23 protein-coding genes are annotated in these 21,970 nt (G+C 63.4%); 16 read left to right on the top strand and 7 right to left on the bottom strand.

Going from position 1 to position 21,970, the window contains the following annotated elements:
• Positions 1-74: 74 nt before the first annotated feature.
• From PVW51_RS12370 to PVW51_RS12360, 3 genes are all read left to right on the top strand, one after another.
• Positions 75-971 (top strand): type IV pili methyl-accepting chemotaxis transducer N-terminal domain-containing protein, encoded by an 897-nt coding sequence (locus tag PVW51_RS12370; RefSeq protein WP_274575310.1) that lies wholly within the window; start codon positions 75-77, stop codon positions 969-971.
• Between the two features lie 104 nt (positions 972-1,075).
• Positions 1,076-2,407: a trigger factor gene (tig, locus tag PVW51_RS12365; RefSeq protein ID WP_274575309.1), complete on the top strand. Its 1,332-nt coding sequence runs from the start codon at positions 1,076-1,078 to the stop codon at positions 2,405-2,407.
• A gap of 318 nt (positions 2,408-2,725) precedes the next feature.
• Positions 2,726-3,403 carry a nitroreductase gene (locus tag PVW51_RS12360; protein WP_274575306.1) on the top strand — a complete coding sequence of 226 codons (678 nt, stop codon included), beginning with the start codon at positions 2,726-2,728 and terminating at the stop codon, positions 3,401-3,403.
• Between the two features lie 3 nt (positions 3,404-3,406).
• Here the strand turns inward: PVW51_RS12360 and PVW51_RS12355 are convergent, their stop codons facing one another.
• Both PVW51_RS12355 and PVW51_RS12350 read right to left on the bottom strand, forming a co-directional pair.
• The gene (locus tag PVW51_RS12355) at positions 3,407-4,330 is read right to left on the bottom strand and encodes a calcium/sodium antiporter (RefSeq protein WP_274575305.1); all 924 of its coding nucleotides are present in this window, start codon (positions 4,328-4,330) and stop codon (positions 3,407-3,409) included.
• Between the two features lie 127 nt (positions 4,331-4,457).
• Positions 4,458-4,937, bottom strand: coding sequence for a lytic transglycosylase domain-containing protein (locus PVW51_RS12350; protein WP_274575304.1), 480 nt, complete (start codon positions 4,935-4,937; stop codon positions 4,458-4,460).
• A 418-nt stretch (positions 4,938-5,355) separates the two neighbouring features.
• Between PVW51_RS12350 and PVW51_RS12345 the strand changes: the two genes are divergently transcribed.
• Positions 5,356-6,879: an ABC-F family ATP-binding cassette domain-containing protein gene (locus tag PVW51_RS12345; RefSeq protein ID WP_274575302.1), complete on the top strand. Its 1,524-nt coding sequence runs from the start codon at positions 5,356-5,358 to the stop codon at positions 6,877-6,879.
• Positions 6,880-7,108: 229 nt separating this feature from the next.
• Here the strand turns inward: PVW51_RS12345 and rplI are convergent, their stop codons facing one another.
• The 4 genes from rplI to PVW51_RS12325 all read right to left on the bottom strand — a co-directional run bounded on the left by rplI (position 7,109) and on the right by PVW51_RS12325 (position 9,925).
• A complete protein-coding gene (rplI, locus tag PVW51_RS12340) occupies positions 7,109-7,753 on the bottom strand; it encodes a 50S ribosomal protein L9 (protein ID WP_274575300.1) in 645 nt (214 codons plus the stop codon).
• Positions 7,754-7,764: 11 nt separating this feature from the next.
• Positions 7,765-7,992: a 30S ribosomal protein S18 gene (gene rpsR / locus PVW51_RS12335; RefSeq protein WP_005852865.1), complete on the bottom strand. Its 228-nt coding sequence runs from the start codon at positions 7,990-7,992 to the stop codon at positions 7,765-7,767.
• 29 nt (positions 7,993-8,021) lie between these two features.
• Positions 8,022-8,375, bottom strand: coding sequence for a 30S ribosomal protein S6 (gene rpsF / locus PVW51_RS12330; protein WP_067288809.1), 354 nt, complete (start codon positions 8,373-8,375; stop codon positions 8,022-8,024).
• Positions 8,376-8,530: 155 nt separating this feature from the next.
• The gene (locus PVW51_RS12325) at positions 8,531-9,925 is read right to left on the bottom strand and encodes an MATE family efflux transporter (protein WP_274575299.1); all 1,395 of its coding nucleotides are present in this window, start codon (positions 9,923-9,925) and stop codon (positions 8,531-8,533) included.
• A gap of 518 nt (positions 9,926-10,443) precedes the next feature.
• Between PVW51_RS12325 and PVW51_RS12320 the strand changes: the two genes are divergently transcribed.
• Together PVW51_RS12320 and PVW51_RS12315 are read left to right on the top strand one after the other, a co-directional pair.
• A complete protein-coding gene (locus tag PVW51_RS12320; protein WP_274575298.1) occupies positions 10,444-10,935 on the top strand; it encodes a hypothetical protein in 492 nt (163 codons plus the stop codon).
• A gap of 155 nt (positions 10,936-11,090) precedes the next feature.
• Positions 11,091-11,678 (top strand): YceI family protein, encoded by a 588-nt coding sequence (locus PVW51_RS12315; protein ID WP_274575297.1) that lies wholly within the window; start codon positions 11,091-11,093, stop codon positions 11,676-11,678.
• Positions 11,679-12,079: 401 nt separating this feature from the next.
• On the opposite strand, the gene PVW51_RS12310 is transcribed toward PVW51_RS12315, so the two are convergent.
• Positions 12,080-13,288, bottom strand: coding sequence for a cytochrome b/b6 domain-containing protein (locus PVW51_RS12310; RefSeq protein WP_274575296.1), 1,209 nt, complete (start codon positions 13,286-13,288; stop codon positions 12,080-12,082).
• A gap of 158 nt (positions 13,289-13,446) precedes the next feature.
• On the opposite strand from PVW51_RS12310, the gene fabD reads away from it, so the two are divergent.
• From fabD to PVW51_RS12260, 10 genes are all read left to right on the top strand, one after another.
• Positions 13,447-14,379, top strand: coding sequence for an ACP S-malonyltransferase (gene fabD / locus PVW51_RS12305; RefSeq protein ID WP_274575295.1), 933 nt, complete (start codon positions 13,447-13,449; stop codon positions 14,377-14,379).
• Entirely contained in the window at positions 14,379-14,954 is a 576-nt protein-coding gene (locus PVW51_RS12300) for an alpha/beta hydrolase (protein WP_274575294.1), read from the top strand. Before fabD ends, PVW51_RS12300 begins: the two co-directional genes overlap by 1 nt.
• An 18-nt stretch (positions 14,955-14,972) precedes the next feature.
• On the top strand, positions 14,973-15,710 hold the full coding sequence (fabG, locus tag PVW51_RS12295; RefSeq protein ID WP_269364353.1) for a 3-oxoacyl-[acyl-carrier-protein] reductase: 738 nt from the start codon (positions 14,973-14,975) through the stop codon (positions 15,708-15,710).
• A gap of 311 nt (positions 15,711-16,021) precedes the next feature.
• The gene (locus tag PVW51_RS12290) at positions 16,022-16,255 is read left to right on the top strand and encodes an acyl carrier protein (protein WP_025048350.1); all 234 of its coding nucleotides are present in this window, start codon (positions 16,022-16,024) and stop codon (positions 16,253-16,255) included.
• Between the two features lie 166 nt (positions 16,256-16,421).
• Entirely contained in the window at positions 16,422-16,955 is a 534-nt protein-coding gene (locus tag PVW51_RS12285; RefSeq protein WP_274575291.1) for a GNAT family N-acetyltransferase, read from the top strand.
• A gap of 108 nt (positions 16,956-17,063) precedes the next feature.
• Positions 17,064-17,474, top strand: a complete 411-nt coding sequence (locus PVW51_RS12280) for a hypothetical protein (protein ID WP_269364349.1) — start codon at positions 17,064-17,066, stop codon at positions 17,472-17,474.
• 106 nt (positions 17,475-17,580) lie between these two features.
• Positions 17,581-18,837 (top strand): beta-ketoacyl-ACP synthase II, encoded by a 1,257-nt coding sequence (fabF, locus tag PVW51_RS12275; protein WP_269364347.1) that lies wholly within the window; start codon positions 17,581-17,583, stop codon positions 18,835-18,837.
• A 3-nt stretch (positions 18,838-18,840) separates the two neighbouring features.
• The gene (mltG, locus tag PVW51_RS12270) at positions 18,841-20,025 is read left to right on the top strand and encodes an endolytic transglycosylase MltG (protein ID WP_274575290.1); all 1,185 of its coding nucleotides are present in this window, start codon (positions 18,841-18,843) and stop codon (positions 20,023-20,025) included.
• Between the two features lie 277 nt (positions 20,026-20,302).
• Positions 20,303-20,644 (top strand): hypothetical protein, encoded by a 342-nt coding sequence (locus PVW51_RS12265; RefSeq protein WP_269364343.1) that lies wholly within the window; start codon positions 20,303-20,305, stop codon positions 20,642-20,644.
• On the top strand, positions 20,556-21,926 hold the full coding sequence (locus tag PVW51_RS12260; protein WP_443288002.1) for a DNA-packaging protein: 1,371 nt from the start codon (positions 20,556-20,558) through the stop codon (positions 21,924-21,926). The genes PVW51_RS12265 and PVW51_RS12260 overlap by 89 nt, the downstream gene beginning before the upstream one ends.
• Positions 21,927-21,970: the final 44 nt, after the last annotated feature.

The following is a 21,970-nucleotide window of genomic DNA, read 5'->3' as shown; positions in this document are numbered from 1 at the left end:
GGCGGGCGGCCATTCAGGAACTTTTTACGCCGGCGTGATTAATTCGGGCCGAGCAAGTTCATCAGGATGGCCGCATGACGTACATTATATCAGCAGTGTCGCGGTCATTTTTGACCGTGGCGCTGGTCTTGGCGGGATTATGCGGCGCGGGTTATGGCCAGCAAGCCTGGGCCGAGGTCGATGCCGCGCAAAATGCCCGCAACAGGATCAGCCTGGCCGCACGACAGCGCATGTTAAGCCAGCGGATGGCCAAAAGCGCCTGTCTGTCGATGGTGTCGGTCGACGCGGAGGTCGAAGCGCGCCGCGCGCATGATGCCGCAACCAGTTTTGACGAGATGCTTGTCAGTCTTGCCGAGGGCAATGCCGAACAGGGCGTGCTGAAAGAAACCTATCCTGACGTCCGTGCGGGGCTGGCGCGCACTGCGGCTCTTTCTTCGGGGCTGACCGCGTCGGTAAGGCAAATCGCAGCGGGTGACCTGCACACAGTTGTTGTCTGGTTGATGGTCAGCCGCAATGTTCCGGCCTTGACTGAAATGAATGCAACCATGGAATTGATGGAGGCGCATTACGGCACCGCGCAGATTGATCCCGGGATCGCTGCGGCAATTGTGCTTGCGGGCCGGCAGGGCATGCTGAGCCAGAAAATGGTCAAGGAGCTTTGTTTCCTGTCGATCGGCATCGGGGGCGCGGATGTACGCGAAGCTCTGGCAGATACAGTCGATGTCTTTGACACGGCGCTACACCGGCTGTTCAGGGGCGGCAAGGACGGCGCGTTGGGCGGCAAGCCGAAGCCTAAGCAGCGCGGTCAGCTACGTGCCGTGAAAAAAAGTTGGAAGCCGATGAAACAGATGCTGGAGGAGGTTGTGGGAGGTGGTGAGATCACCGAAGAAATCCTGCGTGACGCCGCCCGGCAAAGTGAAGTTGTGCTACAAGAAGCCGATGCGCTTGTCCTGCTTTATACCCAGGACTAGACTCAGCGCCCCAAATCCCCTTGCACCCCAGCGCCCTGCTCAATAGAAGGGCAGAAATTTTCGCCCGCGCCCCATTCGGCGCGGCCTTATTCTATGGAGCACACATGCAGGTCAACGAGACGCTGAACGACGGTCTGAAACGCGGCTATGCCATCACGCTGACGGCGGCTGAACTGGACGCCAAGGTGAACGAGAAACTGGCCGAGGCGCAGCCTGACGTTGAGATGAAGGGTTTTCGCAAGGGCAAGGTGCCGATGGCGCTGCTGAAAAAGCAGTTTGGCCAGCGCGTGATGGGCGAAGCGATGCAGGAAAGCATCGACGGCGCGATGAACGAGCATTTTGAGAAATCCGGCGACCGCCCCGCGATGCAGCCAGAAGTCAAGATGACCAACGAAGACTGGAAAGAAGGCGACGACGTCGAGGTTACCATGACCTATGAGGCGCTGCCCGAGATCCCCGAGATCGACATGTCCCAGATCGAGCTGGAAAAGCTGGTGGTCAAGGCCGACGACGCCGCCATCGACGAGGCGCTGAAGAACCTGGCCGAAACCGCGCAGGATTTCAAAGCCCGCAAGAAAGGCTCCAAGGCCAAGGACGGTGACCAGGTTGTCATCGACTTCGTCGGCAAGGTCGACGGAGAAGCCTTTGAAGGCGGCTCTGCCGAGGATTATCCGCTGGTGCTGGGCTCCAACTCCTTCATCCCCGGCTTTGAAGACCAGCTGGTGGGCGTGAAGGCCGGCGAGGAAAAGGCGGTCACCGTCAATTTCCCCGACGACTACCAGGCCGAGCATCTCAAGGGCAAGGAAGCGACCTTTGACTGCACCATCAAGGAGGTCAAGGAACCCGTCGCCGCAGAGATCAACGACGAACTGGCGACCAAATTCGGTTCCGAGGATCTGGAAGGTCTGAAAAAGCAGATCGCGGAACGACTGGAAGCGGAATATGCCGGTGCTTCCCGTGCGGTCATGAAGCGCGGCCTGCTCGATGCGCTGGACAAGCTGGTGAGCTTTGATCTGCCGCCCTCGCTGGTGGAAGCCGAAGCGGGCCAGATCGCGCATCAGCTGTGGCACGAGGACAACCCGGACGTGCAGGGCCACGACCACCCCGAGATCGAAACCACGGATGAGCACAAGACGCTGGCGGAACGCCGGGTGCGTCTGGGCCTGCTGCTGGCAGAGATCGGTCAGAAGGCCGAGGTCGAAGTCTCGGACGCCGAGATGACCCAGTCGATCATGAACCAGGCACGCCAGTATCCGGGCCAGGAGCGTCAGTTCTTTGAATTCGTGCAGCAGAACCAGCAGATGCAGCAGCAGCTGCGCGCGCCGCTGTTCGAGGACAAGGTGATCGATCACATCGCCGAACAGGCGAAAGTGACAGAAAAAGAAGTGTCCAAAGAGGACCTTCAGAAGGCTGTCGAGGCGCTGGAAGACGAATAAACCGCGTCTCTGCCGACGCTTGCAGGGCCGTGTCCGTTGGGCACGGCCTTTTGCGTTTGGGGGCGATTTTTTCGAAAAAATCGACCCGGAGTTTTTGAAAACTCCGGCGGGTGGCAAGGGGTGCATGCCGGGTGAAAGCGCGGTTTTCTTCGAAGAAAACGGTTCGGAGTTTTTGAAAACTCCGGTGGGCGGCCGCGGTAACATGCAGGCCGGCCGTTTTGCGTTTCGGCCCCTGTGCCGCCACGTTACCGCCAGCGCCGATTGTCCCCGCAGCAGCCTTGGTGCATCCTGGCGCGGAGGCGCAGGAGGGACATCGCGATGGAACTGGATCAGGCCATGCTGGAACGGCGCAGCATCCGTGGGTTCACCAATGACCCCGTGCCGCGCGCCCTTCTGGAAGAGATCATTGCCCTGGCAATGCGCGCGCCCTCCTCGATGAACACCCAGCCCTGGCATCTGCATGTGCTGACCGGCGATCCGCTGGAGAAGGTGCGGGAGGGCAATTCCAGCCGCATGCTGGGCGGCGTCCCGCCCCAGCGCGAGATCAATGACCATGGCGCCTATGAAGGCGTCCACCGCGACCGCCAGGTGGAGATCGCCAAACAGCTTTTCGGGGCCATGGGGATCGAGCGCGACGACAAGGCAAGGCGGCAGGACTGGGTCATGCGCGGCTTTCGCCAGTTTGACGCGCCGGTGTCGATTGTGGTCTGCTTTGACAAGAGCCTGACCGAGAAAGGCACAATCGCCCATTTCGATCTGGGGGCGGTGACCTATGGTCTGGTGCTGGCGGCATGGAGCAGGGGCCTTGGCACCGTGATCAACGGGCAGGGCATCATGCAATCGCCCGTGGTGCGCGAACATGCGAAGATCCCGGAGGATCAGGTGATCCTGACCTGTGTCGCCATGGGCTGGCCCGATGACAGTTTTTCCGCCAATGCGGTGCGCTCCCGGCGGCGCGGGGTGGATGAGGTTGCCCGGTTTGTCGGGTTTGACTGACCGTCAGCCAAAGATGAGAAACCCGGTATAGGCGGTGTAACCCGCAAGCAGCGCCGCCCCTTCGCCCCGGCTGATCCGCCGGCCCGTTGCCCCCATGACCAGAACCGCCAGTGCGGCCGCTGTCATCACCCAGATGTCCAGTGTGACGAATTGCGCAGGCACCTGCATCGGGCGCACAAGTGCGGTGACGCCGAGAATTCCCAGCACGTTGAAGATGTTGCTGCCGATGATATTGCCAAAGGCCATCTCGGCCTGACCCTTGCGTGCGGCGACAATCGAGGTCACCAGTTCCGGCAGGGAGGTGCCGACCGCCACGATGGTCACCCCGATCAAGGCCTCTGACACCCCCCAGGAGGCGGCCACGGCAACCGCGCCACTCACCAGGGCGCGTGCCGCGAGGATCGTCACGATCAGACCGCCCAGCACCCCGAGCGACGCGCGCCAGAGCGGCGCAGCGGGTGTGTCACTGATGCAGTCCAGGTTATCCTCACCGCGCCGCAGGGCGCTGACAAGGTAAAGCGCCAGACCGGCCACCAGCAGCAGCCCCATGGGTCGGGTGATGCTGCCCCAGAGCACCAGCACAAGTGCGGCACCTGTGGCCCCCAGCATGACCAGCCCGTCGCGCTGCAGCGTTGCCCTGGCCACCACCATCGGGCTGAGCGCGCAGGTCAGCCCCAGGATCAGCAGGATATTGGCGATATTGCTGCCCACCACATTGCCGATCGCAATGCCGGGAGAGCCTGCAAGGGCGGCCTGCACCGATGTCACCAGTTCCGGCATCGAGGTGCCGAAACCCACCAGCGTCAGCCCGATCACCAGCGGGGATACACCCCAGCGCGTGGCAAGGCCCACGGCCCCGTCCACCAGCCAGTTGCCACCGACCAGCAGACCGGCAAAGCCGATCACGATAAGCGCAAGATCAATCATTTGGGTGTCCCGGAAAGACCGGAACAGACACGATGCCGATCACTGCGCCACCCGGTAACGCCTAGATCATGGCGGCTGGTGCTGGCTTCAAGAGGTGGATGATAATATCGTCCGGCGCGGGCAGGGATCAGCCGCTGCGCAGCCCGGTCTCGACCAGCATGCCGCGGCGCTTGGCCTCGTAGTAATAGCCGCGCGCGTACCATTTGATGGCGGTGCTCTGGTCACCGTCCGAGAGCAACCATGCCCCGCGCAGGTATTTCAGCGCATATTCAAGATTGGTATCGGCATCCAGCAACTCGGAGGGCGCGCCCTGGAAGCCCATCGACCGTGCGGTGGCGGGCAGGATCTGCAACAACCCGTAGTAGGGGCCATTGCGCGCCTTGGGATTGTGGGTGCTTTCGCGGATCGCCAGCTTGTGCACCAGCGGGCGCGGCAGCTCGTAATGATCGGCCCAATAGTTGATCTTTTGCCGCAGCTCCGGAGTCTCGTTGGGGTGCAGCGGAATGGCAAGCCGCGGGGCGGGTTTGACCTCTGGCGCGGCGGCACAGGCAGAGACGGCAGCGGCGCAAAGCAAGGCCAGCGCGGCGCGACGGGTGTGATGAAACATTGTACGGATTCGCGATTGTGGCAACTGCGCAGAAACTACCGGCAGCGGACTTTCTGGCAAGGGTGCAGCGCCGCGATGCGCGGGAAGTCGCAGAGGGATGCGCGGGAATCGGCCCAATGGGCCTGTAATGCAGGGGGATGAGGCCGGATGTGCCCATGCCTGCGGGAGGCCGGGCCGGCCAGCAGGCTGGCCCGAACACCCCCGAAACTTGCACTTCGGATCCGGATTTTCTAGACTTCCGGCATCGGTCAACACGCACAAGGGGAGGGCACAAGCTGAACATGCGTATCATCCGCCGACTTCAGCATGGTCCCCGCTACGCCCTGTAAATCCGTTTGCAGGGCTGGTCAGAGACGACACGTCGAACTGCCTGCCCATGGCCGCGTTGCGGCACCCCTTTGTTTGACCAGAGAATCCCATGACCATCATCAATATCAACGCTTTGGGCGTCACCCTTGGCGCATCGCTGTTTTCTGACCTGAGCCTGAACATCACCAGGGGCGACCGCATCGGTCTGGTGGCCGCCAACGGGCGCGGCAAGACCACCCTGTTGCAATGCCTGGCCGGTGAGCTGGACCCCACGACCGGCGAGATCACCCGCGCGCGGGGGTTGCGCGCCGGCCATGTCGCGCAGAACCTGCCGGAGGCGGCACTTGGCCAGACGCTCTATGACCGGGTGCTTGCGGCGCTTCCGGCGGAACAGGCCGAATACGAGGGCTGGCGGGTCGATGTGGTGCTGGACGATCTCAAGGTGCCATATGACATTCAGCACAAGGAGCTGGGCGCGCTCAGCGGTGGCTGGCAACGCACCGCGATGCTGGCTTCGGTCTGGATCACCGAACCGGATGTGCTGTTGCTGGACGAGCCGACCAACCATCTGGACCTGCAGCGGATCGGGCTGTTGCAGGATTGGCTGACAGCTTTGCCCCGTGATGTCGCGGTCGTGACCACATCCCATGACCGGGCGTTTCTGGACGAGACCACCAACCGCACCCTGTTCCTGCGGGCAGAACGCTCCCGGGTGTTCCAGCTGCCCTATAGCGCCGCGCGGGGGGCGCTGGACGAGGCCGATTCCGCCGACGAGCGGCGCTTTGCAAATGACCTCAACAAGGCGCAGCAATTGCGCAGGCAGGCGGCCAAGCTCAAGAACATCGGGATCAACTCCGGTTCCGACCTGCTGGTGGTCAAGACCCGGCAGCTGAACGAAAGGGCCGCACAGATGGAGGCGGCGGCCAGGCCCGCGCATCAGGAGCGCAGCGCGGGAGAGATCAGGCTCACCAACAGCGGAACCCATGCCAAGGCGCTGATAACACTGGATGATGTGCCGGTTGAAACGCCGGGCGGCGATCTGTTGTACCGGACCGGGCAGAAGTGGATCCTGCCCGGTGACCGGGTTGTGCTGCTGGGGGCCAATGGCACCGGCAAGACCCGTCTGGTCATGCTGATCGCGCAGGCGCTGACAGATGCCGAGGGCCCGGTGAAATGCGCGCCCTCGGTTGTGCCGGCCATTTCGGACCAGCATCTGAGCCAGCTTTCGGACCATGACACCCCGATGACGGCCATCACCGGGGCTTTCGACATCGGCGACCAGCGCGCCCGCGGGGTGCTGGCCGGGGCGGGGGTGGAGATCGGCATGCAGGACAGGAAGATCGGCGCGCTTTCGGGCGGGCAGAAGGCGCGGCTGGCGATGCTGGTGCTGCGGCTGAAGAACCCGAATTTCTACCTGCTGGATGAGCCGACGAACCATCTGGACATCGAAGGGCAGGAGGCGCTGGAGCAGGAGTTGATTGCCCATGGCGCCTCCTGCCTGCTGGTCAGCCATGACCGCAGCTTTCTGCGTCAGGTGGGGACCCGGTTCTGGTGGATTCGCCGTGGCAAGCTGGAAGAGGTCGCCAGCCCCGAGCCCTTCCTGGCCGGAGAGATGGGGGCCGCGCCGGGGTGAGGACCAGCTGTTGCATGGTGTCGGAAGGTGCTTGTGCGGCGTTTGCTGCTGCCCCGATTTTGCAGTGACTGGTACACAATGCACCCGCCCGGCCTCCGCCATGCGCGCGGCTTGTTGAGGCGGGCTTGCAATGTGACAGAAACGTCGATTCTACCCGACACCGGATGCCGGAAACAAAAACGCCGCGCGGACCCTTCCGCGCGGCGTTTCAATGTCAGTCAGGAAAGGTTCAGCCGCGGCCTGCGGTGTCTTCCTGATCGCCAGATGCGGCTTCTTCGCCGGCATCATTGCCTGTGTCGATGTCCATGTCGTCCAGCTGCGCTGCGCCGATATCGTCGAACAGCTCCTGGATTTCGAACTCGGCGGCCGCTTCTTCTTCGGCTGCCAGTTCCTGGATGGATTTGCCGGATGCCTGAAGCTCGGCTTCTTCGACCGAACGGGCCACGTTCAGTTGAATGGTCGCTTCGACTTCGGGGTGCAGGACGATCAGCACGTCGTGCAGGCCCAGTTCCTTGATCGGGGCGCTCAGCACGACCTGCTTGCGGTCGATGGTGAACCCGCCTTCGGTCGCGGCATCGGCTGCGTCACGGGTGGTGACGGAACCGTAAAGCGCGCCCGCGTCGGAAGCGGAGCGAATCACGACGAACTGCTGACCGTTCAGCTTGTCCGCCATCTTGTCGGCTTCTTTCTTGGTTTCCAGGTTCTCGGCTTCAAGCTGCGACTTGCGCGCCTCGAAGGCTTCGACGTTGGCCTTGGAGGCCGACAGCGCCTTGCCCTGCGGCAGCAGGTAGTTGCGTGCAAAGCCGGGCTTTACGTCCACGACTTCGCCCATCTGACCCAGTTTGGCGACACGTTCCAGAAGGATAACTTGCATGTGCTTTCTCCTTACTTGACGGCGTAGGGCAGCAGGGCGAGGAAGCGGGCACGTTTGATGGCACGGGCCAGTTCACGCTGCTTTTTCGCAGAAACTGCGGTGATGCGGGAGGGGACGATCTTGCCACGCTCGGAGATGTAGCGTTGCAGCAGACGTGTGTCCTTGTAGTCGATCGCAGGTGCGTTGTCGCCCGAGAAGGGGCAGACCTTGCGACGGCGGAAAAATGGTTTTGCAGCCATGGTTTATGTCCTTTTCTTCAAGCTGATGATCAACGGCGCTCACGGCGCTCGGGGCGCTCGTCGCGTTTCTGCATCTGCACGGAGGGCAGCTCGGCGTGGGTGTCGACCTTGATGGTCAGAACGCGCATCACGTCGTCGTGCAGGCGCATCAGGCGTTCCATTTCCTGAACGGCCGGTGCAGGTGCATCCGAACGCAGGAAGGCGTAGTGGCCCTTGCGGTTCTTGTTGATCTTGTAGGCCATCGTCTTGACGCCCCAGTACTCGCTATCCACGAGTTTCCCGCCGTTGTCGGACAGGACGGTGCCAAAATGTTCGATAAGGCCTTCGGCTTGCGTGTTGGACAGATCCTGACGCGCAATCATGACATGCTCATATAGCGGCATGCGGTCTCCTATTTATATCAAGGCGCATTTCATAGGCGGGGCGGTATCCCTTGCGGCCCCACCACGAGAGACTGCGCGGTTCAACAGATGTGCAAAGGAAAGGCCGATATACACGGTTTGCGGCGCAGGGCAAGCGCCCCGCGCCGTTTTTCACGTCAGCCGGGCTGCGGACCGCGCCCCGCCGCGAACAGCCCCCGGCGCAGGCCAAGCGCCGAAACACTCTGCTGCAGCACCACAAAGGTCAGCAGCGCCATCATGCATTCCGCCAATGGCCCGGCCAGCCAGATCCCCGGCTCCCCCAGCATCAGCGGCAGGCAGAATGTCAGCGGCAGGCCGAAAGCATAGCTTTTGGTCAGCCCCAGAAGGGCGGCGCGGCTGGCATTGCCGATGGCCTGGAAATAGGAGGCAATGACGATCAGCGGCCCGGCCAGCCAGAACATCGCGGTGTTCACCGGCAGGATGCGCGCGAATTCGGCGATGACCCCCGGTTCGGTGACAAAAAGGCCCGCGATGCTCTGCGGCATGGTGACAAAGACCGCCTGCATTGCCGCGCAATAGACAAATGCGGTGCCAAGCCCGATCCGCAGCCCGGTGTCGGAACGTGCCCATGCCCGCGCGCCATAGTTGTTGCCGACGATGGTTTGCAGCGCGTGGGTCAGCCCGAGCAGCGGCAGAAAGGCAAAGGTCATCACGCGGGTCAGGATGCCGAAGGCCGCGACAGTTGTTTCATAAAGCGGCGTGTTCACCAGTTGCAGCACCACGATCACCGCAGCGGAGCTGAGCGAGAGGCCGATGAAATTCAGGCTTTGCGGTGCCCCCAGCGCCAGAATGCGCCCCCAGCAGGCGTTGAGCGGGATGCGCAGCAGCAGACCGGGGCGCAGCTCGGTACGCCCGAAGCTGCGGAAGGCGATGATGATGACCAGCGCCAGCATCTGCGCCAGCGCCGTGCCAAGGGCGGAGCCGGCCACGCCCAGGCCCAGAAGGGCGATCAGGATGTAGTTGAACCCGATGTTCGACAGCGACACCAGCAGGCTCATCGCAGCCATGAAGCCGACGCGCCCCTCGTTGCGCAGGGCGTCGGAATTGACCGCAAGGACAAAGAACAGCGGCGACATGAACACCGTGATGCCAAGATAGGTCTGCCCCATGGCCGCCAGCACCCCGGACCCGGAGGCCAGCGCCAGGGTCACGACCCCGCCGAACAGCAGGTAGAGCAGCATCAGCACCCCGCTCATCAGCAGGGCGAGCCCATGGGCGCCGGTAAAAACTCGCGCCGCCCCGGCCCGGTCTCCGGCGCCCAGGTTGCGGGCAAGGATGCTGGACATGCCGTTGGAGACCAGCGTCGCCAGCGCGACGATCACCATATAAAGCGGAAACACCAGGGTCACGGCGCTCAGCGCGTCCGCGCCGACGTAGCGGCCGAGGAAAATGGCGTCCACGACAGCCAGCAAACCGTTCATCCCCATGACAAAGATGATGGGCAGGGCGGTTCGGGCAAAGATCGGGCCAAGGGCACCGTGGACAAATGGATTTGGAGCAGGGTTCGACATTGTGGTCCTCGCAAGCTGCTTCACATGGGGGAGGGTGCTCGCCTTGCCGACCTGCGAAGTGCATGTGAGGTCAGAGATGTTACACGACCTTCACCGTGACTTGCGTCTGCGAGCAGCAGGTGGCCGGACCTGCGGCAGGATTAGCGCAGGAAATCCTTTGTCGCAATGGCAAATCGGGGAGTGTCGCGGTTGCCAGTCGCCGAAGCTGCGGTTTGATCGGGGCACCTTCGGTGCGACGGGCGGGCAGGCGATGGCCCGGCGCCTTCGGCTTGTTCCGGGCCTGGGTGCCAGTGATCGACGGCAGTTTTGTCCGCCTCACCGGACCCTTCCACCCTGTCCTGAAGGGCTGATCCGGCATTGGAAATGCATGACGGCAATGCCGGTTCTGCCCAGCGGTCTCAACAAGGTCCGATCCGTGCCGCGGCTTCGCCCAGCTTTGGTCCAATTCCTTTTGCAGCATCACATCAACCAAACAAAGGCCAACCAAATAAAGGCCAACCAAATAAAGGATTGGGCAGATGACGGCAGCAGCGGATTTTACCAAAGGCGGCGCAATCACGCGTGAACCGGTATCCATGGTGGACGGGGGCCGGATGCTGGCCCGCACATTGCAGCGGATCTGTGGTGCGGGGCTGTTTCTGGCAGCTTTCGTGATCTGGCTTGCACCCGGCACCGCCGAGGCGGAAGTGATGTTGTTCCGGCTGCTGCTTTCCGTGGCGGCGGCACTGGCGGGACTGGGCATGATGCTGGCCAGCAGCAAGCCCGGGGCGCCCGAAATCGAAATCGACACGATCCGCCGCACCGTCAGCCTGGTCCGGCCCGACGGTTATGGCGTGCGGGAGGTGCTGACGCGCAGCAGCTTTGCCGATCTTGGCGCGGCCGAGGTCAGCGGTCCGGTTGTCCGTTTGTGGGATGCGCAGGGCGTCCTGCTGGCCGTCGCGACGCTGACGGATACATCCCTGCGCAACAGCCTGATCAACGGCCTGCGCGACGCGGGCAAACTCGCCTGATGCGCTGACAGCAGATGCGCAGCCCGGAAGGGTTCGCAGAAGGCAATTGTTTGCTGGCGCGCAGTCTCTGTGAGGACATGTTGAATTGATTCCGTCGTGGCAAGCCGCACATCTGCTGCCACTACGATCAACCAACATCCTCCCAGGAGTACCACATGAAGCATATGATTTTTGCCGCGGCTCTGGCCCTTGGCGCGACCGGTGCAATGGCGGCCGACACGGCGACCAAGGCGGAAAAATACACGCTGGACCCCAGCCACTCGCAGGTCGTGTTCAGCTATGAACACCTCGGCTTTTCGACAACCTACGGCATCTTCTCGGGCTTCGAGGGTGAGATCATGTTCGATCAGGAAGACCCTGCGGCGTCTTCCGTCACCGTGTCCATGCCGGTCATGTCGATGTTCACCGGTTGGGAACAGCGCAAGAACCATTTCATGGCGGATGACTTTTTCGGTGCGGAAGAGGGTGACATGATCACCTTTACCTCAACCGGGATCGAGGTCACCGGCGAGGATACGGCCCTGATCACCGGCGATCTGACCATGAACGACGTGACCAAATCCGTGGTGCTGGATGCGAAGCTGAACCAGCTTGGCGACCACCCGCAAGAGGGCAAACCCTGGGCCGGTTTCGATGCGACCACCACCATCGTGCGGTCCGACTTCGACCTTGGTGCCTTTGCGCCCTATGTCAGCGACGAGGTTCAGGTGAACATCTCGGTCGAGGCGATGAAAGCCGACTGATCGTCCTGAACGGAACAAGCGAAAGGCCGGGGATTGTCCCCGGCCTCAGACTGTTGACAAACCCGGAAACGACTGCCGCCTGAGGCTAATCGTTCTTCTGCGCTCTGCGTTACGTTGTCGAACGAAGGGCCGCGCCCGAGCCTGGGAGGGCGCATTGAGACGCGCATTCGGAGCGCTTCCCTTACAAATATCAATGTTGTCAGTGTGATACGAGAAGTCACCAAAAGCGCCCTCCCGGGGGGAGGGTCGGGCGCGGCCCGGGCTTTCAGCCCGCGCCAAGGGTTGTGGCTGGCGTCGTGGAAGAACGATTTCGTTGTTTCGGGGGGGCGGGTGCAGGAACGTGCGTTTTCAGCAACCTCAGGCCGGGGATTGTTCCCGGCCTTTTTGCATCTGGAAGGCTGCTATTCGGTGCCTGCCTGCTTGCGGGTCGCGGTCAGCCGGATCGCGACATCGACCGCAAAGGCCAGGCTGTCCTCCTTGGGCATGTTGTCACCGATGCCAAAATCGCGCCGGTCCAGGGTCACATCCGCCCGCATCTCGGCGGCGTTGTCCCGGATCGACAGCAGGAAGGGCAGGGTCAGCGGCACTGACCTGTCCTTGATGGTCAGGGTGCCCAGGGCTTCGTACCCGTCGCTGGCATGACGGATCTCGCCGCTGAAGGTGGCGGTGGGAAAGCTCTCGGCGGCAAAGAAATCCGCGCCCAATGCCTGTTTGGTGACCGACCCCAGCGTCAGCGAGGGGATGGAAATGGTGGCGGTGACATCGCCCACAACACCGGTCGGCTGCGCATCGTCAAAGGAAATCGCGGCGGTCCAGTCGTCGAAACGGCCTTCGACCTCGGATCCGAACTGGGTCACGCGCAGCGCGATCGTGCCCTCCTGCACCTGCCAGTCAGAGGTGACTTCGCTCAGGGCCGGACCATTGGGGAGCGCCCCATCCGCGCCCTGCGCCATGCTCAGGGCCAGACCAAGCGAGGCGCACCAGATTGCCACAGCGGCCACCACCGGTAGGGCGCTGTGGCTGGCCTGCGGCAGGGGGCCAATCGGCGCGTCGCCCGGCAACATGCGGCGCAGGGTGCTGTCGCGGTCGATGACGTGATGTTTCAGTGCGCCGATGAAATGCAGCAGGATCGCCCCGATCAGCACACGGCCCGAGACAAAGTGAACCGCACCGGCGAGACGTTCCAGGCTGGTGGATTTGGGCACCAGCGGCAGGTTTTGCCCCAGCGGCCACCAGATCGGCGCAAAGCCGGAGGCAGCGGCATGGCCGATCCAGCCCGACAGCGGCACGATCACCAGCGCGCCATAGAGCAGCCAGTGCACCAGCTCGGCCAGAAAACTCTCTGCCCTCTTGTCGGCGTTCAGCAGGCCCGGCCTGGGCTGGCTGACTGCCCAGAGGATACGGGCGAGGGCGACGAAAAAGACCAGCACGCCAAGGGTCTTGTGCAGCGAGAACAGCCAGGCCTTGCGTGCAAGTTCGGCATCGGTGGCATAGGGCAGATCCTCGGCCACGAGGCCCAGGACAATCAGGGTCAGGATCAGCAGCGCGGTCAGCCAGTGAAAGGTTTTCGCGACACCGCCATAGCGGATCTGTGTGTTGGTCAGGGGCATCTGGGTCTCCGGTCGGGTTTGGCGCATAGATACCGGCTGTTTCCGCCGGGGCAATGCCAATAGACGCAGGCCCGCTGTGCAGCCATGCGCGATGCGCTGCGGGCTTGTTCCGGCTGGCCGTGCAGGCTAGACCCGATGCCAACAAAGAGGAGGCCAAGATGAGCATCGCATTCGTATTTCCAGGGCAGGGCGCACAGACCATCGGGATGGGCAAGGCGCTGGCCGACAGTTACCCGGAGGCGCGGGCGGTGTTCGACGCGGTGGACGACGCGCTGGGTGAGAAACTCTCGGCGCTGATCTGGGAGGGCGAGGCAGAGGCGCTGACCCTGACCGAAAACGCCCAGCCTGCGCTGATGGCGACCTCGATGGCCGCCCTTGCCGCGATGCGCGCCGAAGGTTTCGACCTGGACCGCGCGGCCTTTGTCGCGGGGCATTCGCTGGGGGAATATTCCGCGCTTTGTGCGGCAGGCACCCTGTCGCTGGCTGATACGGCGCGGTTGCTGCGTATCCGGGGCCGCGCGATGCAGGCGGCGGTGCCGGTGGGTCAGGGCGCCATGGCGGCGGTTCTGGGGCTGGATGCCGAGGCCGCCGAGAAAGTGGCGGCAGAGGCCGCACAGGGCGATGTCTGCCAGCTGGCCAATGAAAACGACCCCAGCCAGAACGTGTTGTCGGGCAGCAAGGCGGCGATTGATCGCGCCGTGGTGCTGGCCAAGGAGGCCGGTGCCAAGCGCGCGCTGCCGCTGCCGGTCTCTGCGCCTTTCCATTGCGCGCTGATGCAGCCCGCCGCAGAGGAGATGGCCCGCGCCCTGGGCGAGGTCGAGATGAAGGACCCGGCCGTGCCGCTGGTGGCCAATGTGCTGGCGACCAGCGTGACGGATGCGGGGCGCATCCGCGAACTGCTGGTCGAGCAGGTGACAGGCCGGGTGCGCTGGCGCTCTTCGGTGGAATGGATGGCCGCCCAGGGCGTGACCGAGTTCTGGGAGATCGGCGCAGGCAAGGCCCTGTCCGGCATGATCCGCCGCATCGCCAAGGACAGCACCTGCCGCGCGGTCGGCACGCCAGAGGACGTGGCCGCGCTGAAAGACGCCTGATGTTCCGGCGCCTTGCCCTGATCCTGTTGCTGGCGCTGGCCGCCTGCGCGACGATCGAGAACGCCAGCGATGGCACGACCCTGCGCGTCGAGGGCGACAGGCTGTATCTTGCCGGGACAATCACCAGCCGCACACCTGCCAATTTCGAGCGGCTTCTGGCGCAGAATCCGCAGGTCAGGACGCTGGTGCCGACGCAGGTGAGCGGCTCTGTCGATGGGGCGGCGACCGTGCGCATGGGTTATCTGCTGCGCGCGCGCGGCATCGACACCCATCTGACGCCGGACAGCGTGGTCGACTCGGGCGGGGTGGATCTTTTCCTGGCGGGCAACCGCCGCACGATGGCGCGCGGCGCGTCCCTGGGGGTACACAGCTGGCGCAATGGCTACCGCGAGGGCAGCAGCTATCCGCGCAGCGCGCCGGAACACGATATGACCCGCAGCTATGTCGCCGATATGCTGGGCAGCGATGCGTTTTACTGGTTTACCTTGGCTGCCGCCCCCTCGGACGGGATACATGAAATGACACCGGGCGAGATCGCCCGCTATGGCCTGCTGACAGAGCCGGTCGGGAATTGACCACGAAAAGGAAGATATATGTTTGATCTGACAGGGAAAAATGCGCTGATCACCGGCGCGTCCGGGGGCATCGGCGCAGAGATCGCGCGGCAATTGCACGCGCAGGGGGCGGTTGTCGGCCTGTCCGGCACGCGGACCGAGCCGCTGGAGGCGCTGAAGGCGGAACTGGGCGAGCGGGCGCATGTGCTGCCCTGCAACCTGAGCGACTTGGCGGCGGTGGATGCCCTGCCGAAACAGGCGGCTGAGGCGATGGGATCGGTCGATATTCTGGTCAATAACGCGGGCATCACCCGCGACAACCTGTTCATGCGGATGTCGGATGAAGAATGGCAGTCGGTGCTGGATGTGAACCTGACGGCAACCTTCAAGCTGTGCAAAGGCGTCATGCGCGGCATGATGAAGGCGCGCTGGGGCCGGATCGTGAATATTTCGAGCGTGGTGGGGGCCACCGGCAACCCCGGCCAGGCGAATTACGCTGCGTCCAAGGCGGGCATGGTGGGCATGTCCAAATCGCTCGCCTATGAGGTCGCAAGCCGTGGCATCACCGTGAACGCGGTGGCACCGGGCTTTATCGCCACGGCAATGACCGACAAGCTGACCGACGACCAGAAGTCTGGAATCATGGGGCAGATCCCTGCGGGGCGGATGGGCACCGCGGCGGAAATCGCGGGCGCGGTTGTCTATCTCAGCAGCGCGGAGGCCGCTTATCTGACCGGCACCACCTTGCACGTCAACGGCGGCATGGCCATGTTGTGACCCTGTGCCTGTGGCGTCAGGCCATGACCTTGAATCGCCAATACCCTGCCGCGCCAAGCGCTCTCGGGACATTGGCGATGTGACCTGTCTTGGGGTAATGGCCGGAGGCTGTAATAACATTTGCGTGTCATGCGTCATGTGCTAAAGGGGGCGCAGAATCGTAAAAGGGGGTGCTTGCGTGCCCTATGGGCCTTGTGCGAACAAGGGTCAGAGCCGCTTCGGAAACGGGGCATCCGCCAACCGCTGAACATCAGCATGAGGCTAGTATAAACGGGGGTCATACCGGCCACCGGAAGACATGAGGACTTATTATGAGCGACGTCGCAGACCGCGTAAAAAAGATCGTTGTGGAACACCTTGGTGTTGAAGAGGACAAAGTCACCGAGAATGCGTCGTTCATCGACGATCTGGGTGCCGACAGCCTCGACACCGTTGAACTGGTGATGGCATTCGAAGAAGAGTTCGGCATCGAGATTCCCGATGACGCAGCCGAGAACATCCAGACATTCGGCGACGCGGTGAAGTTCATCAAGGAAGCTTCCTAAGTCCATGGGCCGGCGGCATGGCCGCGGCTGAAAACCATCGAACGGCGTCATCCTCTGCGGATTGACGCCGTTTTTCGTTTCTGCGGTGCGGCGGGGGTTGCGAAGCAGCACGGGCATTTGCCAATGTGCGTTCAGGCAGTTCCCAAGAGTGAAAGTCATTCACCGCATGTCCCGCAATGTTCCGACGATCAATACCCACCGGCTGACGCTGCGCGCGATGCGGCGCGAGGATTTTCCGCGTTTCGCGGAGATCTGGGCAACCCCGGCGGTGGTGACCCATATTTCCGGCAAACCCTGGCCCAAGACGCGGTCATGGGATGCGTTTCTGCGCAATGCCGGGCATTGGCAGATCGCGGGTTTCGGGCAATGGGCGATCCAGATACATCGCCAGCCCGAAATGTCCGGGCAAACGGGATTTTTCTTTGGTTCCAGGGGGTTGGGTGATGATTTTGATCCTTTTCCCGAGGCCGGCTGGGTGCTGGAACCCGGGGCACAGGGGCGCGGCCTTGGGCTTGAGGCGGCGCAGGCGGCGCATGACTGGTTCGACAGGGTGGTGGCGGGCCGGACAGTTTGCCTGATCACGCCCGACAACGAAGGGTCGTTGCGGATTGCCGAGACTCTGGGCTATACCCCGATGCGCGAGACCGAGATGGACGGTGATCCGGTGGTCCTGCTGACCCGGAAGGGACCGCCGGTATGAGCCGCGCCGGGGCTACGGGACACCACAGGGGGTAAGGTTTGCCTGACTTGCTGCACGGCGGTGGTGCTGGCAGATTTTCAGCTATCGGAAACCAAGGTATTTTCACTCATGCTCTCATTTTCGGAATTTCTGCGGCAAAAGCAGCATCTGCTTATCTCGGCCTGCGCCCTGTACCTGACATTGGTGATGGTGCCGCAAATGCCGCTGGCCGGTCCGCATATCTGGCTGATTGCGGCCGCTTTTTCCATTTTCGTCAATCTGACCTATCTGGCCAAGACCCATGGCCGCCGCGCGCCGCTGGGGCCGGAGACGCTGATCGCTTCGGTCCTGATCTGCGGCGGTGTGCTGGGGCTTGTCACTTCGCCCGCGCTGATTGTCGTGACGATCTTTGCGCAGGGCATCTGGCATCTGATCCGGCGCCTGCAACACGGCGTGCCGCTGAAGTCGCTGAACACGCTGGGCTGCTTTGTGGTTGAAACAAGCTATGGCCTTGTCCTGCTGGTGCTTTTCCTGCGCTGAGCCGTCTGCCGCCTGATTTGCCTGATCCAGCCGAGCCGAGCCTCGGCTCTTGAACACGGGGCCTTGGCCAAGGTATAGCCCTGTAAAAGACATGAGGGGGCATATGATGCGCAGAGTGGTGGTGACAGGATTGGGGCTGGTGACGCCCTTGGCCGATGGGGTCGAGGCAAGCTGGTCGCGGATTCTGGCGGGGCAATCCGGGGCAGGTCCGATCACCTGTTTCGACGCGAGCAATGTGATCACGCAATATGCCTGCGAAGTTCCCCTTGGCGACGGGTCCGACGGGACCTTTGACGCGGGCAAATACATGGAGCCCAAGGAACAGCGCAAGGTCGATACCTTTATCCTGTTCGGCATGGCGGCGGCGCAGCAGGCGGTGGAGGATTCCGGCTGGATGCCCGAAGACCGCGAGAGCCTTGAGCGGACGGGTGTTCTGATCGGCTCCGGCATCGGCGGGCTGAATTCCATCGCCAATACCGCGATCATGATGAAGGAAAAGGGGCCGCGCCGCGTGAGCCCGTTCTTTGTGCCGGGCGCGCTGATCAACCTGATTTCCGGACAGGTGAGCATTCGCTACGGGTTCCGGGGCCCGAACCATTCGGTCGTGACCGCCTGTTCCACCGGGGCGCATGCCATTGGCGACGCCTCGCGGCTGATCCAGCATGGTGATGCGGATGTGATGATCGCGGGCGGGGCCGAGGCCGCGATCTGCGAAATCGGGATTGCCGGGTTCAACGCCTGCAAGGCGCTGAGCACCAAGCGCGCCGATGACCCCACCAAGGCCAGCCGCCCCTATGACGCGGACCGCGACGGCTTTGTGATGGGTGAGGGGGCCGGCATCGTGGTGCTGGAGGAATATGAACACGCCAAGGCGCGCGGTGCCAAGATCTATGCCGAGGTGCTGGGATACGGGCTTTCGGGCGATGCCTATCACATCACCGCACCGGCGGAGGATGGCGACGGGGCCGAACGCTCGATGCGCAGCGCGTTGCGTGGTGCCGGGCTGGAGCCGGGTGATATCGACTATATCAACGCGCATGGCACCTCGACCATGGCCGATACCATCGAGCTGGGCGCGGTCGAGCGGATGCTGGGCGATGCGGCGGGCAAGGTGACGATGTCATCGACCAAATCCGCCACCGGGCACCTGCTGGGCGCGGCCGGCGCGATCGAGGCGATCTTCTCGATCCTTGCGATCCGCGATCAGGTGGCCCCGCCCACCATCAACCTGGACAACCCGGCGGTGGAAACCGCCATCGACCTTGCGCCCAACAAGAAGGTCGAGCGCGAGATCAAGGTGGCGCTGAGCAACTCGTTCGGGTTCGGCGGGACAAATGCCTCTGTCCTGTTCGGAAAGGTCTGATTCATGTGGCGACATATTGCGTCCAACGCAGTGACGTTCCTGATTGTGGGACTGTTCCTGCTGGGCGGTGTCATTCTTTGGGGAAAGTCACAATATCAGGCTGAGGGGCCGCTGGATCAGGCGATTTGCCTCCAGGTCGAGCGTGGGTCCAACATGCGCAGGGTCAGTCAGAGCCTGGTCGATCAGGGTGCGATCTCCTCTGCCGCGATCTTTCGCATCGGCGCGGATTACGAGGAGAAGACGGGCCAGTTGAAGGCCGGCAGTTTCCTGGTGCAGCCCGGCACCTCGATGTCGCAGATCGTCGATGTGGTGACCAAGGGCGGGGCCAGCACCTGTGGCACCGAGGTGGTCTACCGGATCGGGGTGAACCGCGTGTCGGTACAGGTGCGTGAACTGGACCCGGCCACCAATCGTTTCGTGGAGCGTGCGGAGTTCACGCCCGGCGAGGGCGATGTGCCGGAGGTTTTCACCACGCTCAGGGCAAAGCCTGACACCCGGTTCCGGGTGGCCATGGCCGAAGGCGTGACAAGCTGGCAGGTGGTCGAGGCGCTCAAGGGCATTGACCTGCTGGAAGGCGAGATTGCGGATGTGCCGCCCGAGGGCGCGCTGGCCCCCGACAGCTATGAGGTGCGCCCCGGTGACGACCGCGCGGCAATCCTGGCGCAGATGGAGGCCGCACAGGAGGTGCTGGTTGCCGCTGCCTGGGAAGCGCGTGATCCCGATCTGCCCATCGGCAGCCCCGAAGATCTGCTGATCCTGGCCTCCATCGTCGAGAAGGAGACCGGTGTGCCGGAGGAACGGGGGCAGGTGGCTTCGGTCTTTGTGAACCGGTTGAACCAGAACATGCGGCTGCAGACCGATCCGACGGTGATCTATGGGATCACCAAGGGGGAAGGTGTGCTGGGCCGGGGCCTGCGGCGGTCGGAGCTGCGTGCGGAGACGCCCTGGAACACCTATGTGATCACCGGGTTGCCGCCCACGCCGATTGCCAATCCGGGCCGTGCCAGCCTGATGGCGGCGGCGCAGCCGGATGAGACCGATTATGTGTTCTTTGTCGCCGATGGCACCGGTGGACATGCCTTTGCCACCACGCTGGAGGCGCATAACGAGAATGTCGCACGCTGGCGCCAGATCGAGGCGGAACGCGGTGCGGCGGCTGCGGGCAATGCTTCAACCGGGGGCAACTGAGGCTGCGCGCTGTCGTGTAAGGTGTTGTTAACACTTAAAAACTTGACTTTGCGAACGGTCTGACGTATAGATTCAGGCATGCTAGGACAGATGGCAGGCGGCCCCGGGGTGACCCGGGTGCCGCCTTTTTCATGTCTGTTCGGTCAGGGCCCCCTAATGCGCCCCGCCTTAAACTTGAACCGCCCATACCCTGCCGCGCTACGCGCTCTGGGGACATTGGCGATTTGATCTGTCTCAGGTCCAGGGCGGGACGCTGTAGCAAAAGGTTTGACTCTGAATGACGATCAAGACCCAGGAGCAAGACGTGGCATATAGCGCAGAGGTCTTTGAGGCCCTGCAAAATGCGGTCCGGGATCTGCGGCGGCGGATCGAGGACCTGACGACACAAGCGCAGTCCATTGAGGACATCGACGGAAAGGCGGTGATGCAGGCCCTGAAGGAAATTCAGGGGCTGATCCCGCAATGTGCAAAGGCGGAGAACAATCTTCATGAAAACAGAAACAGACAAGCTGGCATCGCAAGGGGAGCCTATGCCCTCGATCTGGACAAAGCCCGGTTTGAGATCGGGTGCAAGCTGGATCGCTTGCGCCGGTGCAGACCTCCAAAAACAGTTTCTTGATGACCTTGACGAGGGGGAGCTGCTGGCACTGCCGTTTCTGTTCGAGTTCTGGGCGATGGACCATCAGCTGCCGCCCGAAGGCGCCTGGCGGACCTGGGTGGTGATGGGCGGGCGGGGGGCGGGCAAGACCCGTGCCGGTGCCGAATGGGTCCGTTCGATGGTGGAGGGGCCGATGCCGCTGGACCCGGGGCAATGCCGCAGGGTGGCGCTGGTGGGCGAGACCATCGAGCAGGTGCGCGAGGTCATGATCTTTGGCGACAGCGGCATCCTGGCCTGTTCGCCCGAGGACCGCAGGCCGGTGTGGGAGGCCGGCCGCAAGCGGCTGGTCTGGCCCAACGGGGCCGAGGCCTGTGTGCATACGGCGCATGACCCCGAAGGTCTGCGGGGGCCGCAGTTCGATGCGGCCTGGGTGGATGAGCTGGCCAAGTGGAAAAAGGCGCAGGCGACCTGGGACCAGTTGCAGTTTGCGCTGCGGCTGGGCGAGGACCCGCGGGTCTGTGTCACCACCACGCCGCGCAATGTGGGGGTGTTGAAGGCGCTGCTGGCCTCGCCCTCGACGGTGACGACCCATGCGCCGACACAGGCCAATGCCGCGCATCTGGCGCAGTCCTTCCTTGACGAGGTGATGGCGCGCTATGCGGGCACGCGCATGGGGCGGCAGGAGCTGGAGGGCGTTCTGCTGGCGGAGCCCGAGGGGGCGTTGTGGACAACCGCGATGCTGGAGACGGCGCAGGTGGCGCGGCTGCCGGAACTGGACCGGATTGTCGTGGGGCTGGACCCGGCGACAACATCGGGCAGTGCTTCGGACGAATGCGGGATCGTGGTGGTAGGCGCGCAGACGCGCGGGCCGGTGCAGGACTGGCGGGCCTATGTCCTGGCGGATGCGACGGTGCAGGGGGCGACGCCGACGGGCTGGGCGCGGGCGGCGATTACCGCGATGGAACGCTTTGGCGCGGACCGGCTGGTGGCGGAGGTCAACCAGGGCGGTCAGATGGTGGGCGAGGTGCTGCGCGGGGTCGACCCGCTGGTGCCGCTCAAATCGGTACATGCGAGCCGGGGCAAGGTGGCACGGGCAGAGCCGGTTGCAGCGCTTTATGAGCAGGGCCGGGTGCGCCATGTCAGGGGGCTGGACAGGCTGGAGGACCAGATGTGCCGGATGACCGCGCAGGGGTTCGAGGGTGGCGGTTCGCCCGACCGGGTCGATGCGCTGGTCTGGGCGCTGCATGAGCTGATGATCGAGCCTGCGGCGAAGTGGCGGTCACCCGGTGTGCGGAGCCTGTAGCGGCCGGGCGATTGCGTATCTCCGGCAGGAAGAATTGGGTGTTG

The sequence above is a fragment of the Sulfitobacter sp. PR48 genome, assembly GCF_028807335.1.
Taxonomy (GTDB): Bacteria; Pseudomonadota; Alphaproteobacteria; order Rhodobacterales; family Rhodobacteraceae; genus Sulfitobacter.
The sequence above is the reverse complement of the archived record's forward strand: the minus strand, read 5'-3'. Positions and strand labels throughout refer to the sequence as shown.

Coding starts and splice junctions, on each gene's coding strand:
- PVW51_RS12320 (WP_274575298.1), top strand. CDS start 10,444: ATGACGGCAGCAGCGGATTTTACCAAAGGCGGCGCAATCACGCGTGAA.
- PVW51_RS12360 (WP_274575306.1), top strand. CDS start 2,726: ATGGAACTGGATCAGGCCATGCTGGAACGGCGCAGCATCCGTGGGTTC.
- PVW51_RS12280 (WP_269364349.1), top strand. CDS start 17,064: ATGCTCTCATTTTCGGAATTTCTGCGGCAAAAGCAGCATCTGCTTATC.
- rplI (WP_274575300.1), bottom strand. CDS start 7,753: ATGCAAGTTATCCTTCTGGAACGTGTCGCCAAACTGGGTCAGATGGGC.
- fabD (WP_274575295.1), top strand. CDS start 13,447: ATGAGCATCGCATTCGTATTTCCAGGGCAGGGCGCACAGACCATCGGG.
- tig (WP_274575309.1), top strand. CDS start 1,076: ATGCAGGTCAACGAGACGCTGAACGACGGTCTGAAACGCGGCTATGCC.
- PVW51_RS12310 (WP_274575296.1), bottom strand. CDS start 13,288: ATGCCCCTGACCAACACACAGATCCGCTATGGCGGTGTCGCGAAAACC.
- fabG (WP_269364353.1), top strand. CDS start 14,973: ATGTTTGATCTGACAGGGAAAAATGCGCTGATCACCGGCGCGTCCGGG.
- PVW51_RS12370 (WP_274575310.1), top strand. CDS start 75: ATGACGTACATTATATCAGCAGTGTCGCGGTCATTTTTGACCGTGGCG.
- PVW51_RS12315 (WP_274575297.1), top strand. CDS start 11,091: ATGAAGCATATGATTTTTGCCGCGGCTCTGGCCCTTGGCGCGACCGGT.
- PVW51_RS12290 (WP_025048350.1), top strand. CDS start 16,022: ATGAGCGACGTCGCAGACCGCGTAAAAAAGATCGTTGTGGAACACCTT.
- PVW51_RS12260 (WP_443288002.1), top strand. CDS start 20,556: ATGCCCTCGATCTGGACAAAGCCCGGTTTGAGATCGGGTGCAAGCTGG.
- mltG (WP_274575290.1), top strand. CDS start 18,841: ATGTGGCGACATATTGCGTCCAACGCAGTGACGTTCCTGATTGTGGGA.
- PVW51_RS12345 (WP_274575302.1), top strand. CDS start 5,356: ATGACCATCATCAATATCAACGCTTTGGGCGTCACCCTTGGCGCATCG.
- PVW51_RS12350 (WP_274575304.1), bottom strand. CDS start 4,937: ATGTTTCATCACACCCGTCGCGCCGCGCTGGCCTTGCTTTGCGCCGCT.
- PVW51_RS12355 (WP_274575305.1), bottom strand. CDS start 4,330: ATGATTGATCTTGCGCTTATCGTGATCGGCTTTGCCGGTCTGCTGGTC.
- PVW51_RS12285 (WP_274575291.1), top strand. CDS start 16,422: ATGTCCCGCAATGTTCCGACGATCAATACCCACCGGCTGACGCTGCGC.
- fabF (WP_269364347.1), top strand. CDS start 17,581: ATGCGCAGAGTGGTGGTGACAGGATTGGGGCTGGTGACGCCCTTGGCC.
- PVW51_RS12325 (WP_274575299.1), bottom strand. CDS start 9,925: ATGTCGAACCCTGCTCCAAATCCATTTGTCCACGGTGCCCTTGGCCCG.
- PVW51_RS12300 (WP_274575294.1), top strand. CDS start 14,379: ATGTTCCGGCGCCTTGCCCTGATCCTGTTGCTGGCGCTGGCCGCCTGC.
- rpsR (WP_005852865.1), bottom strand. CDS start 7,992: ATGGCTGCAAAACCATTTTTCCGCCGTCGCAAGGTCTGCCCCTTCTCG.
- PVW51_RS12265 (WP_269364343.1), top strand. CDS start 20,303: ATGACGATCAAGACCCAGGAGCAAGACGTGGCATATAGCGCAGAGGTC.
- rpsF (WP_067288809.1), bottom strand. CDS start 8,375: ATGCCGCTATATGAGCATGTCATGATTGCGCGTCAGGATCTGTCCAAC.